Origin of the sequence: Streptomyces sp. NPDC057445, from assembly GCF_042802855.1 — a bacterium.
GTDB lineage: Bacteria > Actinomycetota > Actinomycetes > Streptomycetales > Streptomycetaceae > Streptomyces.
On record NZ_JBHVDH010000002.1, the window covers coordinates 706,345 to 722,647 of the forward strand.

Genomic DNA, 16,303 nt, shown 5'->3' on the forward strand with positions numbered 1-16,303 from the left:
CGGTCACGGAATTAGTTAGGAGCCGGGCCGCCGCAGGCGCGGTCCGGTGCTTCCGTCCCGCAGAGGAGAGCCGCCATGCCCGCATCGCCCGCCGTGATCCCCGCCCCGCTCGTGTCCGCGGAGCCGCGCTACGTGGTCTCCCTCGCCCGCGACCAGCACGAGGTGCGCGCCGCGCAGAGGCTGCGTCACCAGGTGTTCGCCGGGGAGATGGGCGCCCGCATCGAGGGACCGGAGCCCGGTCTCGACATCGACGCGTTCGACGCGTACTGCGACCACATCCTCGTGCGGCACGAGGAGACCGGCGAGGTCGTCGGCACCTACCGGGTCCTGCCGCCCGAGCGGGCGAAGATCGCCGGACGGCTCTACTCCGAGACCGAGTTCGACCTCGCCCGGCTCGAGCCCATCCGCGACGACCTGGTGGAGGTCGGACGCTCCTGCGTCCACCCCGCGCACCGCAACGGCGCCGTCATCGCGCTGATCTGGGCGGGCCTGGCCCGCTACATGACCCGCACCGGCCACACCTGGCTGTCCGGCTGCTGCTCGATCCCCCTCGCCGACGGCGGCACCCTCGCGGCCGCCACCTGGGACACCGTCAAGGCCAAGCACCTCGCCCCCGAGGAGTACTGGGTCACCCCGCACAAGCTCTGGAGCGCCGACGGAATCGCCCGTCCCGAGGACCGTACCGAGCTTCCCCCGCTGCTGCGCGGCTACCTCCGGCTCGGCGCCTGGGTCTGCGGCGCGCCGGCCCACGACCCCGACTTCGGAGTCGCCGACCTGTACGTGCTGCTGTCGCTGCGCCGCACCAACCCCCGCTACCTCCGCCACTTCCTCTCACTGGCGCCGGTGAAATGAGCGCCTGGCTTCCCACCGCACCCTGCACCCCGGCCGGCTGTGCGACGCCCCAGTGGCCCACGGCCGGCCGTCTCACGGCGTTCGCCCGCCTGATCGCGGGGACGGCGGCGGTCCTCGCGGGCGTCGTTCTCTCCCCGTTGGCGATCCCGCTGGGCCCGCCGGGCCGGGCACGCCTCGTGGCGCTATGGTGCCGGACGGTGATCCGCGCCTTCGGCGTCCGGGTCCGGATCGTGGTCCCCGAGGAGACCGGTCCGCCGGGAGCCGGGTCCTGGCCGGGACCCGGCACGCTCGTCGTCCCGAACCACATCTCCTGGCTGGACATCCCGCTGGTCGCCACCGTGCTCCCCGGGCGGATGCTGGCCAAGAAGGAGGTGCGGCAGTGGCCGGTGCTCGGGCCGCTCGCCGGGTTCGGCGGAACGCTGTTCGTGGACCGGGACCGGCTGCGTGCGCTGCCCGGCGTCGTCGGGGCCGTTGCGGACTCGCTCAGGGGCGGGGCGCGGGTGATCGTGTTCCCCGAGGGATCCACCTGGTGCGGACGCGAGAAGGGACGCTTCCGCAATGCCGCGTTCCAGGCGGCGATCGACGCGGGCGCCACCGTACAGCCGGTACGGATAACCTACGGACCCGTCGGCGCGGCCGCGTTCGTGGGTGACGATCCGCTCGCCGCTTCGCTGTGGCGGGTGGCGACCGCCGGCGGGCTCACCGCGGAGATCAGGATCCTTCCCCCGATATCCGCGGGCCGCCACACCGACCGCCGCTCACTCGCTCGCGCCGCACAGGCCGCGGTGGCCGGCGGCGCGGACACGAGTTCCGCTCACACCGCCGTCGACAACGACAGGGCGAATCTGCCCTCCGTGTCCGTCCACCACTGCGACAGCTTCAGCCCGGCTTCCGCCAGTTCGGCGCGGACGCCTTCCTGACGGAACTTGGCCGACACCTCCGTACGGATCTCCTCACCGGCTTCGAACGGCACCACCAGATCCAGCTCCCGGATCTTCACCGTGAGCGCATCGCGGGCGCGCAGCCGCATCTCGATCCACTCCTCCTGCGCGTTCCACCGCGCCACATGGGCGAAGTCGTCCGCACGGAAGTCGGCCCCGAGTTCCCGGTTCATCACGGCCAGCACGTTCCTGTTGAACTCGGCGGTGACACCGGCCGCGTCGTCGTACGCCGCGACCAGCACCTTCTCCTCCTTCACCAGATCCGTGCCGAGCAGCAGCGCGTCACCGGGCGACAGCATCGCGCGTACGGAACGCAGGAACACGCTCCGCTCGCCGGGCAGCAGATTGCCGATCGTCCCGCCCAGGAACGCCACCAGCCGGGGGCCCGGTGTCTCCGGCAGGTCCATCGCGCGGGTGAAGTCGGCGATCAGCGCGTGGACATGCAGCCCCGGGCGCTCTGCGAGCAGTGCCTCTGCGGCGCCGGCCAGAGCGCTCTCGCTGACATCGACCGGTACATAACTGTGCAGACCGGTCAGGGCGTCCAGCAGATGCCGGGTCTTCTCCGACGACCCGGAGCCCAGCTCCACGAGGGTGCGGGCCCCGGTCACCGACGCGATCTCGTCCGCGCGGTCGATGAGTATCTCCCGCTCGGCGCGGGTCGGGTAGTACTCGGGCAGCCGTGTGATCTCCTCGAAGAGTTCACTGCCGCGGGCGTCGTAGAACCACTTGGGCGGCAGTTCCTTGGGCATACGGGACAGCCCGCGCAGTACATCGGCGCGCAACGCGGCGGCCATGGCGTCGTCGGGCAGGGTGCGGGTCAGCTGGTACGGGCTCACGCAAGTGGCTCCTTGAGCGGGGTCAGCAGTACATCGGTGCGGGTGGCCGCGAGCAGCGTGCGGTCGGGTACTTCGCACCAGTGGGGGTCGTCGTCGTACGGCTCCGATGCCACGACCGTGCGGCGGCCGGGCTCGGCGAGATACCAGAGCGTGTCGCCCCAGGCGGTCGCCGTGACCGTCGTGCCGTCCGTGAGCAGCAGATTGAGCCGCGATCCCGGGGCCGCCTCCGCGACCTGGAGAACGGTCTCTGCGAGCGCCTGGCCCAGCTCGTCGCCGTCCCGCAGCCGGTGCAGCACGAGCGCCCACACCAGCGCGGAGTCGGACCGTGCCTCGAGCGAGAGCAGCTCGGCGGCGGGCAGGCCGGCGGCGGGCAGGGCCACCGAGTCCGGCCAGCCCCTGACGGCACCGTTGTGACTGAACAGCCAGGGACCGGCGGCGAAGGGCGCTGCGGCGGCCTCCCCGTCCGCGCCCGCCTCTGTCGCGTCCCTGACCGCCGCGAGCAGCGCCTCGCTGCGGACCACCCGGGCCAGGTCGGCGAAGGACTGGTCGCCCCAGACCGGCCCGGAGCGGCGGTAACGGGCCGGTACCGGGTCGCCCTCCGCGTACCAGCCGACTCCGAAACCGTCCGCGTTGACCGTCCCGTACCGCTGCCGGCGCGGCGCCCAGGACTGCCGCAGCAGCGCGTGCGGCGGCCGCACCAGCAGCTCGCCCAGCGCCGTGCTGGGTCCCAGGAACGCGATGTGGCGGCACATCAGGCGTCCCTGGCGGTGCGGAATCCGGAGAAGATCTGCCGGCGCACCGGCAGGTCCCAGTTGCGGAACGTGCCGCGGCACGCCACCGGGTCCACGGCGAACGAGCCGCCTCGCAGCACCTTGTGGTCGCCGCCGAAGAACACTTCCGAGTACTCGCGGTAGGGGAACGCGGAGAAGCCCGGGTAGGGCAGGAAGTCGCTCGAAGTCCACTCCCAGACGTCGCCGATCAGCTGGCGGACGCCGAGCGGCGAGGCCCCCTCCGGGTACGCGCCGGCGGGCGCGGGCCTCAGATGCCGCTGGCCCAGATTGGCGTGGACGGGGGTCGGGTCCTCGTCACCCCACGGATAGCGCCGGGAGCGCCCGGAGGCCGGGTCGTGCCGCGCCGCCTTCTCCCACTCGGCCTCCGTCGGCAGGCGCCGGCCCGCCCAGCGGGCGTAGGCGTCCGCCTCGTACCAGCTGACGTGCAGGACGGGTTCGTCCTCCGGCACCGGCTCGGTCACCCCGAACCGGCGGCGCAGCCACTGGCCGCCCTCGCGCCGCCAGAACAGCGGCGCGCCGATGTCGTGCTTGCGGATCTGGTCCCAGCCGTCGGCCGCCCACCAGCGCTCGTCGGTGTAACCGCCGTCCGCGATGAAGGCCTCGAAGGCACCGTTGGTCACCGGTGCGGTGTCGATGAAGTACGCCTGGAGGTGGCGGTCGTGCGCGGGCCGCTCGTTGTCCAGCGCCCAGGGCTCGGCCGAGGTGCCCATCGTGAACGGGCCCGCGGGAACCAGCACCTCGGCCGGCAGCCCGCTCATGCTGCCCCTGGGCGGTTCTGGCGCGTCGAGCGCCGCGGGGCCGCGCCGTAGCTGATGGGTGATCAGCATGGTCTCGTCGTGCTGCTGTTCATGCTGAGCGACCATGCCGAAGGCGAAGGCCGAGTCGACCAGCGGGCCGCCGTGCAGCGGATGGCTGTCGAGGACGTCGAGAACCCGGCCCCGGATGTCCGAGGCGTAGGCGCGGGACTCGGCGGGGGAGAGCAGCGGCAGCGTGGGCCGCTGTGCGCGCGGGTGCTCGAAGGCGTCGTACACCGAGTCGATCTCGGGGCGTATCGCCTCGGCTCCCGCGACTGCCCGCAGGAGCCACTGCTCCTCCTGGTTGCCTATGTGGGCCAGGTCCCACACCAGCGGTGACATCAACGGCGAGTGCTGTGCCGTCAGTTCGTGGTCGTCGACGCATGTGGTGAGCAGGGCGGTACGTGCGCGAGCGGTGGTCAGCGCCTCCAGGGCGCGCTTCCTGAGCACGTCGTCGGCCGCCACCGGTGACTCGTTCATGTGCGGATCTCCTTGCGGTGGAGCGAGAAGTCGTCGGCCGGACACCGGCCTTGCAGGACATAGCGGTCGTGGAACGCGGCCACCGCGTCCTGGACGGCCGAGGAGGCCCCGAGCCGGGGCAGCGCCTCGAGCGCGACGGTGAAACAGGTGACCGCGGCGCTGTGCAGTTCCGGGTCGGCCAGACCATGGCGGGCGGCCTCGGTCCAGAGCGGATTGCGCGGTGCGGGCAGCGGCCCGGCGATCTCGGCGAGCGGCTTGACCGTGCGGTAGGCGGTCTCCGCCGCCTCCGGGTCGTCGAACAGCGCCGTCGTGACGGCGAGCGGCACCATCCAGCCGTCCTCTCCCGGCTGTGCGTCGATCATGCGCAGTTCGAGATGGCCGCGCGGACGCACGGGCGGGAAGAGCGTGGTGATGTGGTAGTCGAGGTCCGCGCGCGTGGGCGGCCGGGGCGCCCCGGCCCGTATCCACTCACGGAACGTGAGATCGTCCGGAACCGGCCAGGGACCCTCCGGAGCGCGGATGCACATCACCGGCGTGTCCAGTACATGCGCCGCCCAGGCATCGCGCGGCGGCATGTCCGTGGCGGGCGCCAGGGCGCGTCTCGGGTCGAGGTCCGCCCAGAGGGCCTGGCGGGTCGATTGCCAGCCGGTGGCTTTCCCCGCCCCCGCCGGAGAGTTGGCGAAGGCCGCCACCAGCACCGCGCCCAGCAGATGCGCCAGGCGCCAGCGTCTGCCGAGCCCCAGCGGTCCCGGCTCCTCGTACCCCGCGTCCAGACACACCTGGACGGAGGCGGAGGAGCACATCATGGACCGCCCCGAGGGGCCCGTGCGGTCGAGGCTGGCCTCCATGGCGTCGTACCGGGGCTCGCGCAGGAGCCGGCGCGGAGGATGCCAGGGATCGTGACCGAAGCCGGTCAGAGTGAGTCCGGATGCCCGCAACGCGGTCCGGACGGCCGTGAGGTCCGCCGCTGTGGTGTCGATGCACTCCATCAGGGACGCGGCGGGCGGCGAGCTGAGCTCCAGCTGACCGCCGGGCTCGAAGGTCAGCGCGGAGGCCAGCGGGAGGTCCCGCAGCCCGGCGAACGCCCGGTCGAGCCGGGTGGGTGCGACGGACAGCGTGGGGTGGTGCAGTTCGTGTACGAGCCATTCGACTTCGACCCCGATCTTGCGGGGCGGGCCCGTCTTGAAGCAGATACATCGAAGCAGATCTTCGGCGTCGTCCTCGGTGAGCGGCGGGTCGCTGCCCCCGAACCCGGGTGCTGCCATGGTCGACTCCTCCTGTCGCAGACGTTCCGTCCACCTAAAGCCACTGTCGATGCTTCGCACAAGAGTGCCCCTGCGGGGCGTAAGGGAGACGTAATTGCTTTGCCGTCACCGTGCTTGATCGCTCAGGATTCCGGGCATGAGTGCACGTTTGCGGGGGATGGCACGACAGACCCAGGAGATCGTCGAGGCGGGTCGCTACCGGGCGCCGGGCGGCCACATGGTGACGATCGGCGGGGAACTGTCCGCCGCGGTCGAGGGGACACAGATGTTCGGGCCCGAGCCCATGCCGGTGATCGCCGACACGGACCGTTTCAGCCTATGCGAGGTCACGGGGGAGAGCAGCCTGGAGGCCGCGCGGCGGATGACGGCCCGGGATCCCGGGCCGGTCGCGGTCCTGAACTTCGCCTCTGCCCGCAATCCCGGCGGCGGCTACCTCAACGGGGCGCAGGCCCAGGAAAAGGCGCTCTGCCGGGCCTCCGCGCTCCATGCCACGCTGCTGCACGCCCCGGAGTTCTATGCGCACCACCGCTCCGACCGTAGCCCGTTCTACTCCGACCGGGTGATCCACTCTCCCGGTGTGCCGGTCTTCCGCGACGACCGCGGCAGCCTGCTCGACACCCCGTACACGGTCGGGTTCCTGACGTCCCCCGCGCCGAACGCGGGCGTGATCGTCAGCCGTACGCCGGGCGAGGCCGCCCGCATACCGGCCGCGCTCGCCTCACGCGCCGAGCGGGTCCTCGAGACGGCCGCCGCGGCCGGCTACCGGCGGCTGGTGCTCGGTGCCTGGGGGTGCGGGGTCTTCCGCAACGATCCGGCGCGGGTCGCGGAGGCGTTCCGTGCGCTGCTCGGCGGCGAAGGGCGGTTCGGCGGGCATTTCGACGAGATCGTCTTCGCGGTCCTGGACCGCACGCGGGAGCAACGCACGCTGGGAGCGTTCCGGGCGGTGTTCCCCAAGGGTGCGGCCGGTACTCCATGACCCCCGGGACTTCCCCAAAGAAGTTCTGCAAAAGAACTTTTGGAAAGTCCTTGATCCGCTCTATGCTGCCGCCATGGTCAGCCAAGAGCGCAAGCGCGTCCTCGACCCGGAGCACGACGCCGCGGCCCTGAAAGCCCTCACCCACCCCTTGCGCATCCGGCTCCTGGGAATGCTCCGGATGGACGGCCCCGCCACGGCCAGCGAACTCGCCGTGCGCACGGGCGAGTCCTCCGCCTCCACGAGCTATCACCTCAGAGTGCTGGCCAAGTACGCGTTCATCGCCGAGGCGGAGCAGCGGGACGGGCGCGAGCGCCGCTGGCGGGCGGTGCATGACGTCACCTCGTGGAGCAACGAAGCCATGGGGGCGTCGGACACCAGCCGGACTTTCGTCGGCGTCGCGCGCCGGGCGCAGCTCGCTCACCTCGAACGGACGCTGGCCCAGCATGAGGAGGACGTGACCGCGGGGCGCCTCGGCCCCGAGTGGACCGAGCCGTCGGGCATGACCGATCTGGTGCTGCGCCTGACGCCGGAGTCCCTGGCCGAGTTGTGGGAGTGGCTCGAAGAGAAGGTCGAAGGAAAGGCGGAGGAGCTCGTGGCGCGTGACGCGGACGACCCACGCGCCGAGCAGGTCGTCCTGCTGTGGGCCGGACTGCCCGTCGCCCCGCGTGGCGAGGCTGCCGGTGAGGACGACGCGCGGTGAGCGCGCCGCTGGACCCCCGCACCGCCCGCCGCCGCTTCGCCGCCGTCACCTTCCTCTTCTGGCTGCCCGTGGGCCTGTACATACCGTCACAGGTCCTGCTCATCGGCGAGCGCGGCATGAGCCTCGCCACCATCACCTCGCTGTTCGCCGTGCACTCGCTCACCGTCGCCGCACTGGAGCTGCCCACCGGCGGACTCTCCGACGTCATCGGCCGCCGTCCCGTGCTGGCCGCCGCCGGCGTCCTCAATCTGACCGCGCTCGTCCTCCTCGCCCTGGGCACCGGCGTCTGGACACTCGCGCTCGCGATGTTCCTCATGGGCTCCGGCCGCGCCCTGTCCAGCGGACCCGCCGAGGCCTGGTACGTCGACACCGTGCAGGCCCACTCCGGCCCCGGCGCCGAACTGCACACCGGACTGGCCCGCGCCGGGAGCGCGGCCGCCGCCGCACTCGCGGCCGGCACCCTCGCGGGCGGCGCGCTGCCCTGGCTCCTCGGCCTCGGACCGGACCGGGGCGCGTGGCTGGGCGCAGCGACTTCCGGGCTCGTACTTCCGCTCTCCGTACCGCCGTTGTTCGGCGCGGCCGTCGGACTCGTCTTCGTGACGTACGTCCTCACCCGGCTGCCCGAGCCGCCCCGGGCCCGCGCCGCCCTGCGCGACGTGCTGCGCGGCGTCCCTGCCACCGTGCTCGGCGGGCTGCGGCTGGGCGCGGGGGACTTCGTCGTGCGCCGGGTGGTGCTCACCGCCGGCGCGGCCGGGGCCGCCCTGGGCGTCGTCGAACTCCTCACCCCGGGCCGTGCCGCCGCGCTGACCGGTGCGCCCGAGTCCGGCGCCGTACTCTTCGCGTCCCTGGCCTGCGCGGGCTTCGTCTGCACGGCCGTCGGCAGCCACGCGGCGCCGTTCGCCGTCCGCCGGGCGGGGAGCAGCGAGCGCGCCCTCCTTGCGGCGCTCGGGCTGAGCGCAACGGGCCTGCTGCTGCTCGGCGTCACGGTCCTGTGGACCGGCCCGGCCGCCCTGGTGCTCGCCGCCACCGGCTACGGGCTGATCTATCTCGGCATCGGTGCGGCAGGCCCGAGCGAGAACGAACTGCTGCACCGCCGCGTCGAGAGCGCGGGCCGGGCCACCGCCCTGTCCGTACAGTCCCTGGCCCTCCAACTCATCGGCGCCCTCATCGGTCTGGTCGCCGGCCGGCTGCCCGCGGGACCGCTGCCCTGGCTGCTCGGCGGAACCGTCCTGCTGGCCGGAGCACTGCTGTGGATCCGCCGTCCCCGGCCCGCCACCCCCGAACCCGTGGCGGTCGAGGTGCCGTCGTCCACGGCCGCGGCGCCCTGACACGCCGCACACCGCCCGGAGGGCCGCGGCCCACGCCGCTGCGCCCTCCCGCCCCGCGGGGAGCGGGCCGGCCGACCGCCACGATCACGCCGAAAGCGCACACGGCCGGTGCGGGGGCCGACGCAGTGCGTGACGCCGGGCAGCGTCCGGCGGTTGTCCATCGCGGCCGGCCCGGGCGCCGGGCGCCGTTCGCCAACGCAATGCATGACCGGACGCACGGCTCCGGGGCACGAGCCGCCGGACGGACCGCCCGACAGGACCCCGCGGATGCGCCGGTCCGGCGGACGGCCCGCACACTCGGCGGGCGGCGTTCAATTCAGGCCATCCGGCAGCCGGAAGCACCATCGTTGCACGGCGTGTCTGGAAGGATGCCGAGCGCGATGAGCCAGACACCCAGACAGTCAGCAGAACGCTCCGTTCCCACCAGTGCCGATGTCGCCCGGCTTGCCGGAGTCTCCCGGGCCACCGTTTCGTACGTGCTCAACAACACCTCGGCGGTACGCATCAGCGAACCCACCCGCCGCCGGGTGCGCGAGGCCGCCGAAGAACTGGGGTATGTACCCCATGCCGCGGCCCGCAGTCTGCGCGCCGGACACAGCCGCATCGTGCTGCTGCCCACCGCGCACATCCCGGTCGGCCCGCTCTGCGGCCGTTTCATCGATGAACTCCAGTGGGCGCTGCGGCGCCTCGACTACACCGTCGTGCAGTACGGCAGCCTCGGCCTGGACGGTGACGCCGCGGCCCGCGCCTGGGCGGAGCTGCGCCCCGTCGCCGTCGTGTCGCTCGGCGAGACCGCGCTCAGCCCCCGGGGCGTCGGGGTGCTCAAACGCTCCGGTGCGAAAGCGGTGCTGACCCTCGGCCCGCAGTACGTCCAGGGCGCCCACTCGCTGGTGATGGACCAGCGGCAGGTCGGCGCCCGCGTGGCGGAACACCTGCTGGATCGTGGCCACCGCCGGATCGGTGTGATCATGCCCGAGGAGCAGGGGCTCGTCCTCTCCTCCGAGCGCCGGCTGGCGGGCGTACGGGAGAGCGCGGAACCGCTCGGCGCAACGGTCAGACCGATCCCGCTCGCCTACGACGAGGGCGCGGCGGAGGCGCTCGCGGGGCGCTGGAGGGACCTCGGCCTGGATGCCGTGTACGCGTACAACGACGAGTACGCCATGCTCCTGATGCGGGCCCTCCAGGACGCGGGGATCGGCATCCCGGACGAGACCGCCGTGATCGGTGCCGACGATCGGCTGCTCGGCCGGCTGCTGAGGCCCCGGCTCAGCACGGTCCGGATCGACATGGTCACCGGGCAGCATCTGGCCGAGCTGGTCGACCGCGCCGTGCGCGATCCGGGCGGCATCCCCGGACGGCAGGAGCTGATGGGGGCCCAGGTCGTCCGGCGGGAGTCCACATGAGCGGAGTGCGTGTGCGGGCCCGGACCACCTGACATGCGCCCACGACGGCGCGTGGCTAGCGTCATGGCATGAGCACAGTTCCGCGGCACTTCGAGATCCTGCTGGTGCCCGCGCACGTCGAGGACCGCTCCGGCGCAAGGGTGGAGGACAGCGCGGTGCGCTCCGCGACGGTCGAGTACACCGGCGAGACGGGCGCGTCCGGCTATCCGCGCTATGCCGGTCACGGCATCGTGGCCGACATCGACCCGGCGACCCGCACGGTGGAGGCGCTGCTCGTGGACGGCTCGGAACTGGACTACGGCCTGACCGCGCTGGTCTCCGACTACACCAACTGACGACACCGGACGGGCCGACGGCACCGGCGGGCACGGGGACGCGACCGGCGCCCCCGCACCGCCCGGAGACCCTCGCCTTCCCCGCAGGCGTGCCTGTCCGGCACGGTCGTTGACGCACCGCCGGACCGTCGGCGGTGCGTTCCCCATGGGTACGACCTGCACGTGCAACTCGGCGGAACCGAGTGAAGCCCGCCGTAGTGAAACCGAGCGACTGGAGCGCCTTCATGTCCCTGCTCGATCCCAAGACGTGGCAGCCCGTCAGACTGTCGGGAGGCGAGTCGGAAGTCGTCCAGCCTGCCACCGGGGAGTCGCTCGGCTCCGTGCACCTCGCCACGTCCGAGGACGTGTCCGTCGCCGCGCAGTCCGCCGTCGCGGCCCAGGCCGCATGGGCGCGGACTCCGCACCTCGTGCGGGCCGCCGTGCTCCGCCGGGCCGGGGACCTCTTCTGCGAGTACGCCGACGAACTGCGCGAATGGCTGGTCCGCGAGTCCGGTTCGATCCCCGGGAAGGCGGACTTCGAGCTGCATGTCGCCGCCCAGGAGTGCTACGAGGCCGCCGCACTCGCCACCCGCCCGACCGGTCAGACGCTCCCCAGCGAGCAGCCCCGGCTGTCATGGACCCGCCGCGTCCCGGCGGGCATCGTCGGGGTGATCGCGCCGTTCAACGCCCCGCTGATCCTCGCCGTACGTTCCGTCGCCCCGGCCCTCGCGCTCGGCAACGCCGCGCTGCTGAAGCCCGATCCGCGCACCGCGGTCTGCGGCGGCCTCGCCCTCGCCGCCGTGTTCGCGGAGGCCGGGCTCCCCGAGCATCTGCTGCACGTCCTGCCGGGCGGCGCCGGCACGGGCCAGGCGCTCGTCGCGGAACCCGGCGTACCCGTGATCTCCTTCACCGGCTCGACCGCCGTGGGCCGGGCCGTCGGCGAGGCGGCGGGCCGCCACCTCAAGCGCGCCCATCTCGAACTCGGCGGCAACTCCGCCCTCGTGGTCCTGGAGGACGCCGACGTCGAGGCCGCGGTTGCCCAGGCCTCCTGGGGCTCCTTCTTCCACCAGGGCCAGATCTGCATGACCACCGGCCGCCATCTCGTCCATGCCTCGCTGTACGACGACTACGTCGAGCGGCTCGCAGCCAAGGCGGACTCGCTCACCGTCGGCGATCCGCATCGCGACCGGGTCCATCTCGGCCCGGTCATCGACCGCGGTCAGCTCACCCGGATCCACGGTCTCGTGGAGGCGAGCACAGCCCGCGGCGCGGTGCTCGCCGCCGGTGGCAAGCACCACGACCTGTTCTACCGCCCCACCGTTCTCGCAGGCGTCGACGACCGGACCCCCGCCTACACGGAGGAGGTCTTCGGCCCGGTCGCACCGGTCCGCCCGTTCAGCACGACGGAAGAGGCCGCGGGGCTCGCGTCGGCCGGTCCCTACGGCCTCTCGCTGGGGATCATCACCCGGGACACCGCACTGGGCCTGGAACTCGCCGACCGGATTCCCAAGGGCATCGCCCATATCAACGACCAGACGGTCAACGACGAGGCGGTCGCTCCGTTCGGCGGCGTCGCCGCGTCGGGCACCGGCGCGCGCTTCGGGGGCGAGGCCAACCTGGCGGCGTTCACGGAGCTGCGCTGGACGACCGTACGCCGCGAAGCCGTCGGTCACCCTTTCTGACGGACGAAGGCCCGGGCCGCCGCACTGTCTCCGGCGCCCGGGCCCGTCCCGGACGGTTCACTGCGTCTGCTGCGTGTCCTCGATGGACTTGCGGACCTCGTCCATGTCCAGGCCTCGCGCCTGGCCGATGACGTCCTCCAGCACGGGCTCCGGCAGCGCCCCGGGCTGGGCGAAGACGGCGACGTTGTCACGGACGATCATGAGCGTCGGAATCGACCGGATCTCGAACGCCGCGGCCAGCTCCTGCTGGGCCTCGGTGTCCACCTTGGCGAAGACGAGGTCGGGGTGGCGCTCGGACGCCTTCTCGAAGACCGGGGCGAACTGGCGGCACGGACCACACCAGGAAGCCCAGAAGTCGATCAGGACGAAGTCGTTGTCGGTCACGACCTGATCGAAGTTTTCCTTGGTGAGCTCGACAGTGCTCATTGCTTCCTACCTCTTCCTGGTGTCCGTCCGGACCCGCCCCGGTCAACCGTTGAGGGGGCGGCCGTATTCCACCTGCCCATGTGGCCACGGCGCACACGTGGCACCAGACTGTGCGTATGACGGAAGCCGTGGAGTACGACGTAGTGGTGCTGGGGGCCGGGCCGACCGGCGAGAACGTGGCGGACAGGACAAGAGCCGCCGGGCTGAGTACGGCCGTGGTGGAGAGCGAACTCGTCGGCGGCGAATGCTCGTACTGGGCCTGTATGCCGAGCAAGGCACTGCTGCGCCCCGTCATCACCCGCGCCGATGCGATGAGAGTCCCGGGCGTGCGCCATGCCGTGCAGGGCCCGCTGGACGCGGAAGCCGTACTGGCCCACAGGGACGAGTTCGCGGCGCACTGGAAGGACGACGGCCAGGTCGCGTGGCTGGACTCGATCGGCGCCCGCCTGTACCGCGGCCACGGCAGTCTGCACGGCCCCCGGAAGGTCGTCGTCAAGGGCCCGGAGGGCGAGCGGCATGTGCTGACCGCACGGCACGCCGTGGCCGTGTGCACCGGCAGCAGGGCCCTCCTGCCGGACCTGCCCGGGCTCGCCGGGGCCAGGGCATGGACCAGCCGGGAGGCGACCAGCGCGCACGCCGTGCCGGGGCGCCTCGTGGTCGTCGGCGGGGGAGTGGTCGGCACCGAGATGGCCACCGCCTGGCAGGGCCTCGGCTCGCAGGTCACCATGCTGGTGCGGGGCGAGGGACTGCTGCCGAAGATGGAGCCGTTCGTCGGCGAGTACGTCGCCGAAGCGCTCACCGAGGCCGGTGCGACGGTCCGTACGGGCGTCTCCGTGGCCGCCGTGCGACGCGACGGGGGCAGTGGTCCGGTCACCGTGGTCCTCGAGGACGGTGAGCTGATCCATGCCGACGAAGTCCTCTTCGCCACCGGAAGGGCCCCGCGCACCGACGACATCGGCCTGGAGACGGTGGGCCTGGAGCCGGGCTCCTGGCTCCGGGTCGACGACAGTTGCCGGGTCCAGGGCTCGGAGTGGCTGTACGCCGTCGGCGACATCAACCGGCGCGCGCTCCTGACGCATCAGGGCAAGTACCAGGCGCGCATCGCGGGCGCCGCGATCTCCGCCCGGGCGCAGCACGTCCCGCTGCTGGAGACGGACCGCTGGGGCGCGCACTCGGCAACGGCCGACCACGACGCCGTGCCGCAGGTCGTCTTCACCGACCCGGAGGTGGCGGCCGTCGGCCTGTCCCTCGCCGAGGCAGAGGCGTCGGGACGCCGTGTGCGCGCGGTCGACCACGACCTGGGCGCCGTCGCCGGGGCCGGACTCTACGTCGACAACTACCGAGGCCGTGCGCGCATGGTCGTCGATCTGGAACGGGAGGTCCTGCTCGGGGTCACCTTCGTCGGACCGGGCGTGGGCGAACTGCTCCACTCGGCGACGATCGCGGTCGCGGGCGAGGTCCCGATCGACAGGCTGTGGCACGCGGTCCCGGCGTATCCGACGATCAGCGAGGTATGGCTGCGGCTGCTGGAGAAGTACCGGGGGTAGTGCCCGCCGCCCTGCGGGTCACGCCCCGTCACCCGGAAGCGGGCCGCCGCGACTCCTTGAGGAGTGGCGGCGGCCCGTCGCCGTGCGGTCGCCGCGCGGTCCGGCTGCGGCGGAGCCCATCTGCGGGGGTCGGCGACCACCCGGTTGACCACGGACCACCGACCACGGACCACCGACCACGGACCACCGACCACGGACGACCGACCACGGACGACCGACCACGGACTCGTCGTCCGCGGGGGAGAGTTCGATCGTGCCGACTCGGCCACGATGCGGCTCCCGTCCCGTCGTGATCGCTTCTGACGCGCGGAGAACCGGGAATCCAGGGATCCAGGGATCCAGGGAACCGGCCTACCCGCGCGTCCGGCGCACCTCACCACTGACGCGGCCACCACCCGGCACATGGGCACGATGCACACGTTTGGCCCGTCCGGACTCGCGTGTGTCCCGCGCAGCGGGTCTGCTGGCACCACCCATACCTACGTGGGAGGACCTGCCATGCCGGACAACGGAGCACCGGGCCCTGACGAGGGCTCGGAGCACGCCCGGGCGCCGGGCGCGGACGACGGCCGCGCCGAGCTCGACCAGTTGCGCTCGCGCATCGCGGCGCTCGAGACCGCCGGGCCGCCACGCGCGCATCCGCACCGGACGAGGTCCTTCTTCGCGGCGCTGCTCATCGTCATCGGCTGCGTCCTCGTACCTCTGGCCCTTGTCGCCGCGTGGACGTCGCAGGAGGTGGGCAACACCGACCGGTACGTCGACACGGTCGCGCCCCTTGCCTCCGACCCCGACATCCAGACGGCCGCGGCCAACCGCGTCACGAACGCACTGATGGAACACATCGATGTGCCGACCCTCCTGGAGGACGCGGCACCCGCGGACCGGCCCCTTCTGGAGAAGGCGCTGGGCAAGGTCGGCGGCGCGATCGAGAACGCGGTCCGCAGCTTCGTGCACGACAAGGCGGAGGAGATCCTCGCCTCTGAGACCTTCGCGAAGATCTGGACCGACGCCAACCGCAGAGTCCACGCTGCGGTGGACAAGGCCCTGACCGGCAGCGGCGACGGTGCGGTGAAGATCAACAACAACTCCGTGACGATCGACCTGGCACCGGTCATCGACCAGGTCAAACAGCGGCTCGTCGACGACGGGATGACGGTGGCCGCAAGGATCCCCGAGATCCACACCGACTTCACGATCCTGCGGGCCGACCACATCGGCAAGGTCAAGACCGCCTTCCGGCTGCTCCAGATCGCCGGGTTCTGGCTGCCGGTGCTCGCCGTCGTGCTGGTCGCCGCCGGCGTTCTGCTCGCCGTGAACCGCAGGCGCACGCTCGTGATCGCCGCGCTCGGGGTCGCCTTCGCCGCGCTGGTTCTGGGTTTCGGACTGACCGTCTTCCGCGTGGTGTATCTGAACGCGCTTCCGGACAGCGTCTCGCAGCCCGCGGCGGAGTCCGTCTACGACGCGCTGACGCGCTTTCTGCGGACGTCCGTGCGGATGGTCGCCGTGCTCGGCGTGGTGATCGCGCTGGCCGCATGGCTGTCGGGCCCGGGACGGGCGGCCACGCTCGTACGGGGGCTGTGGCACTCCGGTATCACGGCTGTCCGCTCCACGGCCGACCGCGCGGGCCTGCGCACGGGCCCGGTCGGCCCGTTCGTCCGCCTGCACCACAAGTGGATCATCTGGGTGCTCGTCGCCGCCGCGGTACTGGCGTTCATCCTGTGGAGCTATCCCACGGGCTGGGTCGTCGTCGGCATCGCGCTCGTGTGGCTCTTCGCGATGGCGGTGGTGGATTTCCTCGCGGCGGACGCGCACGAGGGCGAGGCGGACGGACCGCGGCGGGGAGCGAACCCGCCGGGCCTGTCCGCCTCATGACCCGGGTTCAGCCCTTGCGGGTGGTGATCTCGTCGGTGAGCTGGGGGAGGACCTGGAAGAGGTCGCCGACGACGCCGTAGTCGACGAGGTCGAAGA

15 protein-coding genes are annotated in these 16,303 nt (G+C 72.4%); 10 read left to right on the forward strand and 5 right to left on the reverse strand.

Annotated elements, in window-relative coordinates; all coding sequences use genetic code 11:
* Nucleotides 1-75 precede the first annotated feature (75 nt).
* Nucleotides 76-852: a GNAT family N-acetyltransferase gene (locus tag ACFU5O_RS07880; RefSeq protein ID WP_384237702.1), complete on the forward strand. Its 777-nt coding sequence runs from the start codon at nucleotides 76-78 to the stop codon at nucleotides 850-852.
* Complete coding sequence (locus ACFU5O_RS07885; RefSeq protein ID WP_384237705.1) at nucleotides 849-1,772, forward strand: lysophospholipid acyltransferase family protein; 924 nt, start codon at nucleotides 849-851, stop codon at nucleotides 1,770-1,772. The genes ACFU5O_RS07880 and ACFU5O_RS07885 overlap by 4 nt, the downstream gene beginning before the upstream one ends.
* Here the strand turns inward: ACFU5O_RS07885 and egtD are convergent.
* From egtD to egtA, 4 genes are read right to left on the reverse strand one after another with little or no spacing between them, the layout of a single operon-like run.
* Nucleotides 1,667-2,629, reverse strand: coding sequence for an L-histidine N(alpha)-methyltransferase (gene egtD, locus ACFU5O_RS07890; RefSeq protein ID WP_384237706.1), 963 nt, complete (start codon nucleotides 2,627-2,629; stop codon nucleotides 1,667-1,669). The two genes, ACFU5O_RS07885 and egtD, sit on opposite strands and share 106 nt — an antisense overlap.
* On the reverse strand, nucleotides 2,626-3,381 hold the full coding sequence (gene egtC / locus ACFU5O_RS07895; protein WP_384237708.1) for an ergothioneine biosynthesis protein EgtC: 756 nt from the start codon (nucleotides 3,379-3,381) through the stop codon (nucleotides 2,626-2,628). The genes egtD and egtC overlap by 4 nt, the downstream gene beginning before the upstream one ends.
* A complete protein-coding gene (gene egtB, locus ACFU5O_RS07900) occupies nucleotides 3,381-4,694 on the reverse strand; it encodes an ergothioneine biosynthesis protein EgtB (RefSeq protein WP_384237709.1) in 1,314 nt (437 codons plus the stop codon). The genes egtC and egtB overlap by 1 nt, the downstream gene beginning before the upstream one ends.
* The gene (gene egtA / locus ACFU5O_RS07905; protein WP_384237710.1) at nucleotides 4,691-5,959 is read right to left on the reverse strand and encodes an ergothioneine biosynthesis glutamate--cysteine ligase EgtA; all 1,269 of its coding nucleotides are present in this window, start codon (nucleotides 5,957-5,959) and stop codon (nucleotides 4,691-4,693) included. Before egtA ends, egtB begins: the two co-directional genes overlap by 4 nt.
* Nucleotides 5,960-6,095: 136 nt before the next feature.
* Between egtA and ACFU5O_RS07910 the strand changes: the two genes are divergently transcribed.
* From ACFU5O_RS07910 to ACFU5O_RS07935, 6 genes are all read left to right on the forward strand, one after another.
* Nucleotides 6,096-6,935, forward strand: a complete 840-nt coding sequence (locus ACFU5O_RS07910; RefSeq protein WP_384237713.1) for a TIGR02452 family protein — start codon at nucleotides 6,096-6,098, stop codon at nucleotides 6,933-6,935.
* Nucleotides 6,936-7,008: 73 nt separating this feature from the next.
* On the forward strand, nucleotides 7,009-7,635 hold the full coding sequence (locus ACFU5O_RS07915; protein WP_384237715.1) for an ArsR/SmtB family transcription factor: 627 nt from the start codon (nucleotides 7,009-7,011) through the stop codon (nucleotides 7,633-7,635).
* Entirely contained in the window at nucleotides 7,632-8,963 is a 1,332-nt protein-coding gene (locus tag ACFU5O_RS07920; protein WP_384237716.1) for an MFS transporter, read from the forward strand. Before ACFU5O_RS07915 ends, ACFU5O_RS07920 begins: the two co-directional genes overlap by 4 nt.
* A 380-nt stretch (nucleotides 8,964-9,343) precedes the next feature.
* A complete protein-coding gene (locus ACFU5O_RS07925) occupies nucleotides 9,344-10,366 on the forward strand; it encodes a LacI family DNA-binding transcriptional regulator (RefSeq protein WP_384237719.1) in 1,023 nt (340 codons plus the stop codon).
* Nucleotides 10,367-10,434: 68 nt separating this feature from the next.
* Entirely contained in the window at nucleotides 10,435-10,701 is a 267-nt protein-coding gene (locus ACFU5O_RS07930) for a hypothetical protein (protein WP_384237720.1), read from the forward strand.
* 224 nt (nucleotides 10,702-10,925) lie between these two features.
* Entirely contained in the window at nucleotides 10,926-12,362 is a 1,437-nt protein-coding gene (locus tag ACFU5O_RS07935; RefSeq protein WP_384237722.1) for an aldehyde dehydrogenase family protein, read from the forward strand.
* A gap of 57 nt (nucleotides 12,363-12,419) precedes the next feature.
* On the opposite strand, the gene trxA is transcribed toward ACFU5O_RS07935, so the two are convergent.
* The gene (gene trxA, locus ACFU5O_RS07940; RefSeq protein WP_384237724.1) at nucleotides 12,420-12,788 is read right to left on the reverse strand and encodes a thioredoxin; all 369 of its coding nucleotides are present in this window, start codon (nucleotides 12,786-12,788) and stop codon (nucleotides 12,420-12,422) included.
* A 116-nt stretch (nucleotides 12,789-12,904) separates the two neighbouring features.
* Between trxA and ACFU5O_RS07945 the strand changes: the two genes are divergently transcribed.
* Together ACFU5O_RS07945 and ACFU5O_RS07950 are read left to right on the forward strand one after the other, a co-directional pair.
* Nucleotides 12,905-14,335, forward strand: coding sequence for a dihydrolipoyl dehydrogenase family protein (locus tag ACFU5O_RS07945; RefSeq protein WP_384237726.1), 1,431 nt, complete (start codon nucleotides 12,905-12,907; stop codon nucleotides 14,333-14,335).
* A 498-nt stretch (nucleotides 14,336-14,833) separates the two neighbouring features.
* On the forward strand, nucleotides 14,834-16,207 hold the full coding sequence (locus tag ACFU5O_RS07950) for a hypothetical protein (RefSeq protein ID WP_384237727.1): 1,374 nt from the start codon (nucleotides 14,834-14,836) through the stop codon (nucleotides 16,205-16,207).
* Nucleotides 16,208-16,303: the final 96 nt, after the last annotated feature.

Excerpts from the sequence above, each read along its gene's own strand:
- ACFU5O_RS07930 (WP_384237720.1), top strand. The coding sequence starts at position 10,435 with ATGAGCACAGTTCCGCGGCACTTCGAGATCCTGCTGGTGCCCGCGCAC.
- ACFU5O_RS07910 (WP_384237713.1), top strand. The coding sequence starts at position 6,096 with ATGAGTGCACGTTTGCGGGGGATGGCACGACAGACCCAGGAGATCGTC.
- ACFU5O_RS07880 (WP_384237702.1), top strand. The coding sequence starts at position 76 with ATGCCCGCATCGCCCGCCGTGATCCCCGCCCCGCTCGTGTCCGCGGAG.
- ACFU5O_RS07925 (WP_384237719.1), top strand. The coding sequence starts at position 9,344 with ATGAGCCAGACACCCAGACAGTCAGCAGAACGCTCCGTTCCCACCAGT.
- trxA (WP_384237724.1), bottom strand. The coding sequence starts at position 12,788 with ATGAGCACTGTCGAGCTCACCAAGGAAAACTTCGATCAGGTCGTGACC.
- ACFU5O_RS07935 (WP_384237722.1), top strand. The coding sequence starts at position 10,926 with ATGTCCCTGCTCGATCCCAAGACGTGGCAGCCCGTCAGACTGTCGGGA.
- egtB (WP_384237709.1), bottom strand. The coding sequence starts at position 4,694 with ATGAACGAGTCACCGGTGGCGGCCGACGACGTGCTCAGGAAGCGCGCC.
- egtA (WP_384237710.1), bottom strand. The coding sequence starts at position 5,959 with ATGGCAGCACCCGGGTTCGGGGGCAGCGACCCGCCGCTCACCGAGGAC.
- ACFU5O_RS07885 (WP_384237705.1), top strand. The coding sequence starts at position 849 with ATGAGCGCCTGGCTTCCCACCGCACCCTGCACCCCGGCCGGCTGTGCG.
- ACFU5O_RS07915 (WP_384237715.1), top strand. The coding sequence starts at position 7,009 with ATGGTCAGCCAAGAGCGCAAGCGCGTCCTCGACCCGGAGCACGACGCC.
- ACFU5O_RS07950 (WP_384237727.1), top strand. The coding sequence starts at position 14,834 with ATGCCGGACAACGGAGCACCGGGCCCTGACGAGGGCTCGGAGCACGCC.
- ACFU5O_RS07945 (WP_384237726.1), top strand. The coding sequence starts at position 12,905 with ATGACGGAAGCCGTGGAGTACGACGTAGTGGTGCTGGGGGCCGGGCCG.
- egtC (WP_384237708.1), bottom strand. The coding sequence starts at position 3,381 with ATGTGCCGCCACATCGCGTTCCTGGGACCCAGCACGGCGCTGGGCGAG.